The sequence below is a fragment of the Nocardia sp. NPDC058658 genome (assembly GCF_042716665.1).
Taxonomy (GTDB): Bacteria; Actinomycetota; Actinomycetes; order Mycobacteriales; family Mycobacteriaceae; genus Nocardia.
The window spans coordinates 29,601-41,603 of record NZ_JBHXRR010000006.1 but is presented as its reverse complement, the minus strand read 5'-3'; the positions used below and the strand labels follow the sequence as shown (position 1 = coordinate 41,603).

The window sequence follows — 12,003 nt, the reverse complement described above, 5'->3', positions numbered from 1 at the left end:
GAATGCTGTTCCGTCAGCTCGAATACTTCGTCGCACTCGCCCGAGAACGTCATTTCGCCCGGGCGGCGAAGGCCTGTTACGTCTCCCAGCCCGCGCTGTCGGAGGCGATCCGCAAACTCGAAAATGAACTCGGCGTGCCGCTGGTACGCCGGGCCCGCACCTTCGAAGGACTCACTCCCGAGGGCGAGCGGCTGGTGCTGTGGGCGCGGCGGATCATCGCCGACCGTGAGGCCCTCGAACACGAGGTGCGGGCGCTGCAGACCGGTCTCACCGGCGAGCTGCGGATCGGCGTGGTGCCCGCGGCATCGAGCACGGTCGCGCTGCTCACCGACCCGTTCTGCACCGAACATCCGTTGATGCGGGTGCGGATCGAAACGAGTCTGCGCTCCCTCGACATCGTCGAACGGATCCGCCGGTTCGAACTCGACGCGGGCATCGTCTACGTGCAGGGCGTCGACACCACCGGGCTCACCCTCACCCCGCTCTACGCCGAACGCCACGTCCTCGTCGCGGGATCGGCGCTGGTCGCGGGCCGCACGGCGATCTCATGGGCCGACGCGCTGGAATTGCCGATGTGTCTGCTGCCGCAGGGCATGCGCGGTCGCCAGCTCATCGACGACGCGCTGGCGACACTCGGTCTCACGGCGACTCCGCAACTGGAGAGCGATTCGGTGGCAACGCTGCTCGAGCACGCGCGCACCGGGCGCTGGGCGTGCATCGTGCCGCAACCGTGGGTCGCGGCGCTGGGGCCCACGGCCGACGTCCGGGTGTTCGAACTCGCCGACCCGGTGGTCACCGCGCAGATCGTGCTCGTCACCGCGGCGGTCGAACCGGGATCGGTGCTCACCACCGCGCTCATCGGCACCGCGCGGGCCACCGACTTCGCTCTCGCGCCGCGCCCGGTCACAGGGTGATCTAATTCAGCTATAACTCGGCAACTGTTGAGTAGGGTGCACTTCCATGAGCACTCGGTTGCTGCTGTCGGCCGTCACCCGCCTCGCCGGGTCGGTGGTACTCGGCATCGTGGTCGGTGTGATCGTCGGCATAGCGCACGAGTTGCCGCTGGGAATTCTGTCCGGAATCGCCATGGCCGCAACGGTTTTCGTCATCACCGGCTGGATGGTGCTGTGGCCGATGAGCCCCACCGAAACCCAGCGGGAGGCTCGGCGCGAAGACTTCCAGCCGTTCATCGAGGAACTCTCGGTGGTGTCGGCCGCGCTGGGCGGGCTCGTCGGCATCGTCGTCGTGCTGGTCCTTCGGCACTCCAACGCGACCAATGTCGCCGCGGCCGTCGCACTCGGCGGGGTGTTCATGGCGTGGGCGTCGGTGCATCTGATGTACGCCGCGCGCTACGCCTACATCTACTATCAGCCGCCCGGCGGTGGGATCGACTTCAACATCTCCGAGCAGCCTGACTACCGTGACTTCTTCTACTTCAGCTACAACCTCGGCATGACCTACCAGGTCTCCGACACCAACGTCTCCAATGAGAAGATCCGCGCCATCGTCCTTCGACACTGCCTGCTGTCCTACATCTTCGGCACCGTCATCCTGGCCACGACGATCAACCTCGTCGCCGGTCTCGCGACGAATTGACGCGGTGATCGCTTCCGCCGATCGACCGATCGGCAACCGGTGTTGATCGCAGCCCTCACAGTGAGCAGAGTCATGGGATGAGCAGAGTCACCGCACGGCGCAAGACGATCCGCCTTTCCCCGACCGGGCGGATCCAGCGACCCGACACGCTCGCCGTCGAAGAACCCCTCGAGATCCGGGTCGACGGGCAATCGCTCACCGTCACCATGCGCACCCCTGGCAGCGATATCGACCTCGTGCACGGCTTCCTGTTCGGTGAGGACATCATCGGTTCGGCCGACGACATCGTCACCGCCCGCTACTGCGCGGGCACCGACGACGAAGGCCGCAACACCTACAACGTGCTCGACCTGCGCCTGCGCACCCCGGTGCCGATCCACGCCCGCAACTTCCTCACGACCGGCGCCTGCGGACTCTGCGGCAAGTCCGCCCTCGACGAAGTGCGCACCCACACCCGCTACCCGATTCCGCACGAGTCCGCCTCGATCAGCACCACCACCCTCGCCGAACTGCCGAAACATCTGCGCGCAGGCCAGAAACTGTTCGAAGCCACGGGCGGGCTGCACGCGGCGGGGCTGTTCACCACCGACGGCACGCTGCTCGCCCTGCGCGAGGACATCGGCAGGCACAACGCCGTCGACAAGGTGATCGGCTGGGCGGTGCGCGAGAATCGGGTGCCCGCACACGATCTGGTGCTCGTGGTGAGCAGTCGCGCGTCGTTCGAACTGGCGCAGAAGGCGGTGATGGCCGGCATCCCGATCCTGGCGGCGGTGTCGGCGCCGAGCTCGCTCGCGGTGGACCTGGCGGCCGAGAGCGACCTCACGCTGGTGGGGTTCCTGCGTGGCGAGTCGATGAATATCTACACCGGCGAACACCGTCTGACCTGAGGTTCAGCGTTCGAAGTGGGCGATCGGCATATGTCGCAGTACGGTAACGGTACGGGTCGCCAGCACCGAACGCCCCGGGGGAGTTTACAAACAAAAATGCTTCACATTATGAACAATGAACGACGCCACCGCGTCCGGGTGGCGCTGGCGGTTCTGCTCGGCGCGACCGTGCTCGCCACCGCGGGCTGCGGCACCGAGCCGAAAGCCGCCGCACCGCGGGTGACCACCACGGTTCCCGCCGCGAATACCGGCGTCGGCGGCGGCAGCGTCTCCATCGCGCTGCCCGGCAGCCTGGCCGCCGATTTCACCCAGCTCCAGCAGGGTTTCCACGGCAGCGCGGGGCTGGCGATCATGCCGGTGGGCGGCAAGAAGATGGTCACCTTCGGCAACTGGACCACCGGGCCCGCCTGGTCGACGATCAAAGTGCCACTGGCGATCGCGGCCCTGCGCAACAGCGCTGCCTACTCGACATCGGCCTCGGCCGCCATCACCGCCTCCGACAACGGCGCCGCCGACACCCTGTGGGCCTCGCTCGGCAGCGGCGCCGACGCGGCCACGGCGGTGGAGGGCGTGCTGCGCGAAGGCGGCGACACCCGCACCACGGTGCCGACCACGCGCACCCGCGCCGACGCCTCGGTGTACGGCCAGGCCGAATGGTCCCTCGCCGACCAGGTGCGCTTCGCCTCGCAGTTGCCGTGCATCCCGCAGAGCGAGCGCGTGGTCGGGCTGATGCAGCAGATCATCGTCAGCCACCACTGGGGTCTCGGCGTGTTCGGCAGTGCCGAGTTCAAGGGCGGCTGGGGTCCCGACCCCGGCGGCAAGTACCTGGTCCGCCAGTTCGGCCTGATCGATTCGCCGACGGGCCGGATCGCGATCGCCCTCGCCGCGCAACCGGATTCGGGCAGTTTCGCCGACGGCATGGCGATGCTCGACAAGATGGCGACGCTGATCTCGTCGCACCTGAGCGAGCTGGCCGGAGGTCACTGCCCCTGATCCGAGCCGGTGCGGCAAGATGAACGGCATGCGCATCGGAGTCTTGACCGGAGGCGGGGATTGTCCAGGTCTGAACGCGGTGATCCGGGCGGTGGTCCGCACCGCGAACGGCCGCTACGGCGACGCCATCGTCGGGTTCGAGGACGGCTGGCGCGGCCTGCTGGAGGATCGAAAGATCCGCATCCACAACGACGATCGCACCGACCGCCTGCTCACCAAGGGCGGCACCATGCTCGGCACCGCGCGCACCAACCCCGAGGTGCTGCGCGCGGGCCTGCCCCGGATCATGCAGACCCTCGACGACAACGGCATCGAAGCGCTGATCCCGATCGGCGGTGAAGGCACACTCACCGCGGCGAGCTGGCTGTCCGACGAGGGGGTGCCGGTGGTCGGCGTGCCCAAGACCATCGACAACGACATCGACTGCACCGATGTGACATTCGGCCACGACACCGCCCTGTCGATCGCCACCGAGGCCATCGACCGCCTGCACACCACCGCCGAATCCCACCAGCGCGTGATGCTGGTGGAGGTGATGGGCCGCCACGCGGGCTGGATCGCGCTGAATTCCGGCATCGCCGCCGGTGCCCATCTCACCCTGGTGCCCGAGGAACCGTTCGACGTGGCGCAGGTGTGCGCGATGATCAAGAGCCGCTTCCAGCGCGGTGACAAGAGCTTCATCTGTGTGGTCGCCGAGGGCGCCCACCCGGCCGAAGATTCCGGATTCGCGTTGCGCGAGGGCGGAATCGACGAGTTCGGGCACGAGCGGTTCACCGGGGTCGCCCAGCAGCTCGGCTCGGAGATCGAACGCCGTATCGGCAAGGAGGTCCGCACCACGGTGCTCGGCCACATCCAGCGCGGCGGCAGCCCGACCCCGTACGACCGGATTCTGGCCACGCGATTCGGGGTGCACGCGGCCGAGGCGGTGCACGCCGGGCATTTCGGTCAGATGGTGGCCCTGCACGGCACCAGGATCGGGCTGGTTCCGCTGTCGGAGGCGACCAAGCAGCTCAAACGTGTTCCGCCCGAACGGCTCAGTGAGGCCTCGGCCTTCTTCGGCTGAGATCGGGTCGGTTCGCCGAATTTGTCGGTGGGCGTCGGTACCGTGGGTTCATGCGTACCGGTCGAGTGATCGTTTCGGTTCTTGTCGTCGTCGCCGCGCTGGTGGCGGGGTGTTCGTCCACGGACGAGCCTGCCGGTCCCGTGGTGGCCGGGCCGTGGCACGGCGAGTTGCGTACACCGGGGGCGCCGATCGGGATCGGGGTGACTTTCACCGAGAACGGGTCGGCCACCATCGACATCCCGATCCAAGGGATTCGTGGCGCGGCATTGAAAGATGTTCGGACCGAACCGGATCGGGTGGAGTTCGCGATGCCCGACGTGCCCGGCGACCCGGGCTTCCATGGCAAGCTCGACGGGGAACGGATCGTCGGCGACTGGACGCAGTTCGGTGAGAAGCTACCGCTCACCTTCGACCGCGGCGTGATCGAGAGCGTCGCCCGCCCGCAGGACCCGAAACCGCCCTACCCGTACCGCAGCGAGGACGTCACCTACCGCAACGGTGACATCACCATCGCGGGCACCCTCACCGAACCCGAAGGCAGCGGCCCGTTTCCGGCGATGCTGATGATCACCGGCAGTGGTCCGCAGGATCGCAACGAAGAGTTGTCGGGTCATCGGCCCTTCCAGCTGCTGGCCGACACGTTCACCCGCGCGGGTTACGCGGTGTTGCGCACCGACGATCGCGGGGTCGGCGGGACCAGCGGCGTGCTCGACGACGCCACCTATCCCGATCTCGCCGCCGACGCGGCTGCGGGCGTGGCCTTCCTGCGTGGCCGTCCGGAGATCGATCCGGCGCGGGTCGGGCTGTTCGGACACAGCGAGGGCGGATACCTCGCGCCGCTGGTCGCCGCGAAGCCGGACAGCAATATCGCGTTCGCCGTGCTGATGGCAGGCCCCTCGGTGCTCGGCGCCGACGTCCTGATCGAGCAGAACAAGGTGGTGATGGCCGCGGCAGGCGCCTCGCAGGAGGAAATCGACGCGCAGGTGCGCTATCTCACCGAATGGTCGGCACTGCTGCGTGCGGGCGATACCGCGGGTGCCAAGGCCTACTCCCAGCAGCACAACGACTCCCTGCCCGAGGGTGAGCGCGCGCCGCAGGCGGCGGTCGATTCGCTGAACACCCCGTACATGAGCGCGCTGATCACCTACGACCCGAAACCGGCGCTGGAAGCCTTACGTATTCCGGTCCTCGCCTTCTTCGGCGGCACCGACCAACAGGTGATCGCCACCCAGAACGAGCCGCCGATGCGGGCCACCCTGACCGGTGACCCCGACGCCACTGTGCACACCTTTCCCGGGCTCAACCACCTGATGCAGCCCTCGGAAAGCGGCAAACCCAGCGAATATCCGACCATCGAAACCACCATCGACCCGGCGGTGCTCACCTACGTCACCGACTGGCTCACCCAGCGCATCCCGCCGCGCTAGGACCACCGGACGAAGGCGTCGTGGGGCTTACATAGACTGCTTGCCATGAGTGCACCCACGGTCGAGTTGATGGATTACGCCGATGTCATCTCCCGGTACGAGCCGGTGCTCGGCATGGAGGTCCACGTCGAGTTGTCCACGGCGACCAAGATGTTCTGCGGTTGCCCCACCGAGTTCGGCGCCGAACCCAATACCCAGGTGTGCCCGGTATGCCTCGGCCTGCCCGGCTCGCTGCCCGTGGTGAACGAGAAGGCCATCGAATCGGCCATCCGGATCGGTCTCGCGCTGAACTGTTCGATCACCCCGTGGGGCCGGTTCGCGCGCAAGAACTACTTCTACCCGGACCAGCCGAAGAACTACCAGATCAGCCAATACGACGAGCCGATCGCCACCGAGGGCTACCTCGACGTGACCCTCGACGACGGGTCCATCTTCCGCGTCGAGATCGAGCGCGCGCACATGGAGGAGGACACCGGCAAGTCCCTGCACGTCGGTGGCGCGACCGGTCGCATCCACGGCGCCAGCCACTCGCTGCTCGACTTCAACCGCGCGGGCGTGCCGCTGATCGAGATCGTCACCAAGACCATCACCGGCGCCGGTGAGCGCGCCCCCGAGGTGGCTCGCGCGTATGTCACCGCGCTGCGCGAGGTGCTGCGTTCGCTCAACGTCTCCGATGTGAAGATGGAGCAGGGTTCGCTGCGCTGCGACGCCAACGTGTCCCTGATGCCGATCGGCGCCAAGGAATTCGGCACCCGCACCGAGACCAAGAACGTGAACTCGCTCAAGAGCGTCGAGGTCGCGGTGCGCTACGAGATGCGCCGCCAGGCCGCCGTACTCACCGCAGGCGGCGAGATCATCCAGGAGACCCGCCACTTCCAGGAAGCCGACGGGTCCACCGCCGCCGGTCGCCGCAAGGAAACCGCCGAGGACTACCGCTACTTCCCCGAGCCCGACCTCGAGCCGGTCGCTCCGGCCGCCGAGTGGGTCGAGGATCTGCGCGCCACCATCCCCGAGTACCCGTGGCTGGTGCGCGCCCGCATCCAGGCCGACTGGGGACTGTCCGACGAGGTCATGCGCGACCTGGTCAACGCCGGCGCCCTCGACCTGATCATCGCCACCGTCGAGGCCGGTGCCCCCGCCAACGAGGCTCGCTCGTGGTGGGTCGCCTACCTGACCGAGAAGGCCAAGGCCCGCGATGTGGCTCTGGCCGACCTGCCGATCACGCCGGCCCAGGTCGCCGCGGTGATCGCCCTGGTGGAAGCCAAGACCGTCAACAACAAGGTCGCCAAGCAGGTCGTCGACTTCGTCCTCGAGGGTGAGGGCGAGCCCGCCGCCATCGTCGAAGCCAAGGGCCTCGGCATGGTCAGCGACGACTCGGCCCTGCAGACCGAGGTCGAGAAGGCACTCGCCGCCAACCCGGATATCGCCGAGAAGATCCGATCCGGCAAGGTCCAGGCCGCGGGCAAGATCGTCGGCGACGTCATGAAGGCCACCCGCGGCCAGGCCGACGCGGCCCGCGTCCGCGACCTGGTCATCGCTGCATGTAGCTAGTGCAAGTCGGCCCGGTCGACATGTCGTAAGACGCGAAAACCCCGCCGCCCGTTCTGCTTTCGCAGAGCGGGCGGCGGGGTTTTCGCGTCCCTTTAGTCCGGGCCGCCCGCTCCGCCCTGGGGCGGTGGGATGCGAACGACCCGGTCGTCGAATTCGCCCGGCTCGCCGTCGGTTTTGTTGGTGGTGGTGACCCAGATGCTGCCGTCGGAGCCTGCGGTGGCGCCGAGGAGCTTGCCGTATTTGTCCTGGGCGATCATGGTCGGCGCGGTGGTGACGGCGAAGGTGTTGGGGTCGGCGGCTACCGCGGCCAGCGCTTTGCCTTCGCCGAGTGCGATGCCGACACCGTCGCCGGTGGCCGTGCAGCCGCCGACGCCGGGACGATCGGGCCAGGTCCACGAGACGGTGAGCGTGCCGTCGGGGCTCAGGTGCTGGAGGCGGTCCTCGGCGGCGGTGCGGTCGGTGACCCACATGCCGTTCTTGCCGTCGCGGCAGATGTCACCGGCCGACCCGAGGCCCGACGCCACCACCTGCGGGGTGTTCGTGCCCGACGACGGCGATTCCAGGCGAAGGAGTTTGCCGCCGAGGGAACCGGGATCGGCTGCGGCGCCGGGGTTTCCGGCATCACCGGTGAGCACCATCAGCTGGGTGGGTGTCGCCCATTCCAGCGCGCCACGATTGCCGTTGGCGCCCTTGGGGATTCCGGTGAGGATCGGCTTGGGCGCGCCGTCCGCGGACAGGCGGACGACCCGGTTGTCACTGCCGGTGGTGATGTAGGCGTACATCAGCCCGTCCTCACCGAAGGTGGGGGAGAGCACGATATCGGAGATGCCGCCGTCGGCCGATCCGTCGACGGGCACGCTGGTGATCTCCACCGGTGCGGGCTGCGGTGTGCTCGAGTCGACCGCCGTCACCTGCAGGATCCGCCCGGTCTTTCGCTCCGCGACCAACGCGCTGTCGCCCATCGCGATCAGTCCGGCGCCCGATTCCATGCAGGTGGCGATCACGTTGGGATCGGGATCGATGCACGGCCCGGTCGGGCGCGGCGGCCGCGACGGGTCTTCCTGTGGCTTCTTCGGATCAGCACCGGACCCGCCCAGTTGCGGTTCGGTGGTGAACGGACTCGACGCCGACTCGTCGAAACGGGCGCACCCTGCCAGCACAACGATGCCGAGGACCACCCCGACTGCCACGCGTCCCGCGATTCCCGAACTCATATCCCAGACGTTACCGGCACCGGTGCCGGCCGGGCACGCCCGTCACGCCGATTGACACGCCCGTCGCGGGGAACGGCAGCACGCCGCCACAGCACGTCCTAAGGTGAGTCCGTGACCGATAAGCCGAATGACAGTTCCGAGGCCGATGGTTCGACGCAGTCCGGGCAGGGCGCGTCGGCGGCAGGTCGCGCGGCGACCAGCCCGTTCGATTCGCCGACCGGGCAGATGCGCAAGACAGACCCGAAGGACATTCCGCGCACCGACGACGATCTCGGTCTCGACCCCGGTGACGAAGTACCCGCCGCCGGTGCGGGCAAAACCGGCAGTGGCGACGCCGACAAAGATTACGGGTACGCGACGATTCCGCCCGCGGCCGCCACCTCCGCGGAAGCTGTTCGCCTGCAGCGCCGCAACCGCGAACCGCGCCGCGGCACCCTCGATCTCGGCCTGTTCGTCCTGCGCCTGGTGGTGGGCTACACCTTCATCTACCACGGCCTGCAGAAGCTCACCGGCTGGTTCCACGGACCCGGCCTCGACGGCACAAAGACCATGATGGAAAGCGGCGGCTGGGACTACCCGTCGCTGGCGACCGCCCTGGTGATCGCAGGCGAACTCGGCGGCGGCATCCTGCTCGTGATCGGCCTGGCCACCCCGCTCGCCGCGGGCGCCGTGCTGGCCACGATCCTGAGCGCGTGGATGTGGAAGCAGGGCATGGTCCCCGGCTTCCAGTACAACGCGGGCACCCCTACCGGCGTCGAACTCGACAGCGTCCTCGCGGGTGCCGCCCTGGCGATCATCCTCACCGGCCCCGGCCGCTGGTCCTTCGACCGCACCCGAGGCTGGGCCACCCGCCCCGCCTACGGCTCCTTCGTGGTGGTGCTGCTGGCGATCGCCGCCGCCATCGTCACCTTCTGGTTCCTCCACGGCGGCAATCCGCTTCAGGGCGTTGGACCCTTCTGATCCGCCTCTCCGCGTAATCGAGCCAGGCTCAGGCGCACATCTGGTTCGGTACGCGGCCGGTGGAGAGGTGGGTGGGGAGTTAGCTGGTACCCGGCGAGTTACCCATGTGCCTACGAGATCAGTGGCTGCGGCGGAGTGGGCTCAGCCAAGTGGGCGGTCATTGTGGTTTGTAGATCGGCTACGAACGACTCGAACCGCCGCAGTTCCTCGGGGGAGTACTTGCTCATGACCGCGTCCACCTTGGTGCCGAGCGGACCGAAGAACTCGTCGGCGAGGGTGTGGATGCGCGGGGTGCTGCGCAGGGTGATGACGCGACGGTCGTCGTGTTCCCTGCTGCGCACGATATGGCCGGCTTGTTCCAGGCGGTTCAGCAGTGCGGTGGTCGCGCTGTTGGACAACGAGATTCGTTCACTGAGTCGCGCCGGTGACAGCGTGCCGCCGCGTTCCTCGGCGGTGAGGATCTCGATCAGCGCCTCGGCGTCGGTGGAGTGCAACCCGAGCCACGTCGCGAACCGGCGGGTGAACTCCCGATAGTTCGCGCCGTACGCACGCAGACCCTCGTCGAGTCGTTCGTGCTGGGCCCGGCCGTGCTGGCTCATAGGTTCCTTTCGCATCGTTTGACATCCTATTGCCCAGAATATACTTTGACCATGGAATTATTCCATCATGGAAATAGGAGTGTGTGCGATGAGTCAAGAGTCGTCCCTTCGCCGATGGCTCGGCTTGATCGCCATTGCCCTCGGCGTCGCGCTGATCGTGGTCGACACCACGATCGTGAACGTGATCATCCCGTCGATCATCGGTGACCTGAACACGGGTTCCACTGAGGCGCAATGGATTCAGGAGTCCTACGCGATCGTGTTCGCGGCGCTGCTGCTGGTGGTCGGCCGGGTCGCCGACATGGTCGGGGCGCGCCGGGTGTTCGTGGCGGGCGTCGTGGTGTTCGGCGCGACCAGCATCCTGGCCGGGCTCGCCCCGAACGGCGAGCTGCTCGTCATCGCCCGATTCCTGCAGGGTGCGGGCGCCGCGATGATCCTGCCGACCTCGCTGGCCCTGCTCAACGCGACCTTCACGGGTAAAGCCCGTGGTCAGGCGTTCGCGGTGTGGGGTTCCACCATCGGCGCGGCCGCCGCACTGGGCCCGCTGCTCGGTGGCTGGCTGGCCGAACACGTGACGTGGCGCTGGGCTTTCGGCATCAATGTGCCCCTGGCGGTGCTGATCGTGGTCGGCGTGATGGCGTGCATCGCACCGTCGCCGAAGGTCGCCGGACGTCTCGATGTGGTCGGCTCGATCCTGTCGGTGCTGGGCCTCGGACTGCTCGCCTTCGGACTTGTCGAGGGCCGCACCTACGGCTGGATCACGACCACGCACCCGATGGGGATCGCCGGATTCACCTGGGACAGTGGGCCTTCGCCAGTTCTGGTCGCGCTCGTGCTGAGCGTGCTGGCACTCGGTGGGTTCGTCCTGCGGCAGGTGCTGCTGCGTCGTGGCGGCAATGCCGACAAGGCGCTGATGGACCTGAGCCTGTTCTCCCTCGCCTCGTTCCGCAACGGCAATATCGCCACGCTGATCATCGGCCTCGGTGAGTTCGGTGTCGTCGCGGTGCTGCCGCTGTGGATGCAGTTCACCCTCGGCTACAGCGCGCTCCAGGCCGGTCTCGCCCTGGTGCCGATCGCCATCGGTAGCTTCATCGCCAGCGGTGCCAGCTTCGGCATGGCGGGCAAGGCATCCCCGCTGAACATGGTCCGCCTCGGCCTCGCCCTCGAAGTGGTCGGCCTGGCCGCCCTCGGCCTCTTCGCCGCCATCGACAGCTCCTGGTGGGCGATCGCGCTGGTCCTGTGCGTGTACGGCGTCGGCGTCGGTTTCGCCACCGCCCAGGTGACCAACGTCGTCCTCGCCGACATCCCCGAAGCCGACAACGGCCAGGCCTCCGGTATCCAGAGCGCCTTCCGTCAACTGGGTTCGGCCCTCGGCATCGCCCTGCTCACCACGGTCTTCTTCACCACGTTGAGCTCCAACGTCGACAAGGACCTGACGGCAACAGGCATGCCTTCCGCTCAATCCCAGCAGTACGCCGATGCCATCACCGGCAGCGCGGGCGCGGCGATCGAAGGCTTTGCCGCCCAACCGGATACGCAAGAAGTAGCCACCGCGGGCCGCTCCGCCATGACCACCGGCGTCAACCTCGCCGCCTACCTGGCCGCGGGATTCGTCCTCCTCGGTCTCGTGGCCACCGCCCTGATCCCCTCGCGAACCGGTCGTGACGAGACATCGACGCCGACAGAGCGACCCGCGCTCGTCTGACAACAGGG

The 12,003-nt window shown here is 67.8% G+C and carries 11 protein-coding genes; 9 read left to right on the top strand and 2 right to left on the bottom strand.

All coding sequences use genetic code 11. The features are described 5' to 3' along the window. Window positions 1-2 precede the first annotated feature (2 nt). The 7 genes from ACFWUP_RS11935 to gatB all read left to right on the top strand — a co-directional run bounded on the left by ACFWUP_RS11935 (window position 3) and on the right by gatB (window position 7,517). Window positions 3-914 (top strand): LysR family transcriptional regulator, encoded by a 912-nt coding sequence (locus ACFWUP_RS11935; RefSeq protein WP_379233378.1) that lies wholly within the window; start codon window positions 3-5, stop codon window positions 912-914. 46 nt (window positions 915-960) lie between these two features. Further along, entirely contained in the window at window positions 961-1,596 is a 636-nt protein-coding gene (locus ACFWUP_RS11930) for a DUF1345 domain-containing protein (RefSeq protein ID WP_379233376.1), read from the top strand. 77 nt (window positions 1,597-1,673) lie between these two features. Further along, the gene (gene fdhD, locus ACFWUP_RS11925) at window positions 1,674-2,483 is read left to right on the top strand and encodes a formate dehydrogenase accessory sulfurtransferase FdhD (RefSeq protein ID WP_379233375.1); all 810 of its coding nucleotides are present in this window, start codon (window positions 1,674-1,676) and stop codon (window positions 2,481-2,483) included. A 108-nt stretch (window positions 2,484-2,591) separates the two neighbouring features. Next, window positions 2,592-3,476, top strand: coding sequence for a hypothetical protein (locus tag ACFWUP_RS11920; RefSeq protein ID WP_379233373.1), 885 nt, complete (start codon window positions 2,592-2,594; stop codon window positions 3,474-3,476). 28 nt (window positions 3,477-3,504) lie between these two features. Next, window positions 3,505-4,539 carry an ATP-dependent 6-phosphofructokinase gene (locus ACFWUP_RS11915; RefSeq protein ID WP_379233371.1) on the top strand — a complete coding sequence of 345 codons (1,035 nt, stop codon included), beginning with the start codon at window positions 3,505-3,507 and terminating at the stop codon, window positions 4,537-4,539. Window positions 4,540-4,589: 50 nt separating this feature from the next. Next, window positions 4,590-5,966: an alpha/beta hydrolase family protein gene (locus tag ACFWUP_RS11910; protein WP_379233369.1), complete on the top strand. Its 1,377-nt coding sequence runs from the start codon at window positions 4,590-4,592 to the stop codon at window positions 5,964-5,966. A gap of 45 nt (window positions 5,967-6,011) precedes the next feature. Continuing rightward, window positions 6,012-7,517, top strand: coding sequence for an Asp-tRNA(Asn)/Glu-tRNA(Gln) amidotransferase subunit GatB (gene gatB / locus ACFWUP_RS11905; protein WP_379233367.1), 1,506 nt, complete (start codon window positions 6,012-6,014; stop codon window positions 7,515-7,517). Window positions 7,518-7,609: 92 nt separating this feature from the next. Here gatB and ACFWUP_RS11900 read toward each other — a convergent pair whose 3' ends face one another. Next, a complete protein-coding gene (locus tag ACFWUP_RS11900; RefSeq protein ID WP_379233365.1) occupies window positions 7,610-8,731 on the bottom strand; it encodes a PQQ-dependent sugar dehydrogenase in 1,122 nt (373 codons plus the stop codon). Window positions 8,732-8,842: 111 nt separating this feature from the next. On the opposite strand from ACFWUP_RS11900, the gene ACFWUP_RS11895 reads away from it, so the two are divergent. Then, window positions 8,843-9,691 carry a DoxX family protein gene (locus ACFWUP_RS11895; protein WP_379233363.1) on the top strand — a complete coding sequence of 283 codons (849 nt, stop codon included), beginning with the start codon at window positions 8,843-8,845 and terminating at the stop codon, window positions 9,689-9,691. A 110-nt stretch (window positions 9,692-9,801) separates the two neighbouring features. Here ACFWUP_RS11895 and ACFWUP_RS11890 read toward each other — a convergent pair whose 3' ends face one another. Then, window positions 9,802-10,305: a MarR family winged helix-turn-helix transcriptional regulator gene (locus ACFWUP_RS11890; protein ID WP_379233362.1), complete on the bottom strand. Its 504-nt coding sequence runs from the start codon at window positions 10,303-10,305 to the stop codon at window positions 9,802-9,804. A gap of 73 nt (window positions 10,306-10,378) precedes the next feature. Between ACFWUP_RS11890 and ACFWUP_RS11885 the strand changes: the two genes are divergently transcribed. After that, window positions 10,379-11,995: a DHA2 family efflux MFS transporter permease subunit gene (locus ACFWUP_RS11885; RefSeq protein WP_379233360.1), complete on the top strand. Its 1,617-nt coding sequence runs from the start codon at window positions 10,379-10,381 to the stop codon at window positions 11,993-11,995. The last annotated feature ends 8 nt before the right edge of the window (window positions 11,996-12,003 follow it).